This window comes from Candidatus Hakubella thermalkaliphila, from assembly GCF_013281975.1.
GTDB lineage: Bacteria > Actinomycetota > Humimicrobiia > Hakubellales > Hakubellaceae > Hakubella > Hakubella thermalkaliphila.
The window spans coordinates 1-579 of sequence record NZ_BLRZ01000454.1 but is presented as its reverse complement, the minus strand read 5'-3'; the positions used below and the strand labels follow the sequence as shown (position 1 = coordinate 579).

The 579-nt window shown below is 39.4% G+C and carries 1 protein-coding gene; it reads left to right on the top strand.

The window, feature by feature from the left end; translation table 11 throughout:
• Positions 1-185, top strand: a 185-nt coding sequence (locus tag HW443_RS12680; RefSeq protein WP_176238383.1) for an undecaprenyl diphosphate synthase family protein, incomplete at its 5' end; no start/stop codon positions are given.
• Positions 186-579 lie beyond the last annotated feature (394 nt).

The window sequence follows — 579 nt, the reverse complement described above, 5'->3', positions numbered from 1 at the left end:
TAATAAGAACGAGCGGCGAGCGGCGAGTAAGTAATTTCCTGCTCTGGCAGGGAGCGTATTCTGAGTTTTATTTTACAGAGGCCCTCTGGCCAGATTTTACAAGGGATGAGTTTCTGATTGCGCTTCATGATTACCAAACAAGAGAGAGGAGATTCGGCGCTGTTTCTGTGAGGGTGAAGCACTGACATGCATTTAAAGAGATTGATTGTCGCTGCGATTTTACTGCCTCTCATTTATTTCTATATCACAAAGCTGCCGGCTGAGTATTTTCTTTTCCTTCTTGTAATTGTTGCTGCCGCCGCACAGCATGAATTTTATTCAATGTATAATGTTAAGGGGCTACTGAGGTATTCTGGTATAATTATGGGGATATTAATGTTGTTCACGGTTCACGGTTCACGGTTCACAGTTCACAGTCCATACTTTATAGTTCACAGTTCACAGTTTACACATCACTTTTCACAACTAAACGCACCAGCCTTACTTTTTCATGTTGCCTTTATAAGACTTCTTTTGATAAAAAATTTCATATTTCTAATATCAGAAATATCCAATGGATTCATAGCCATTTTCTTCATT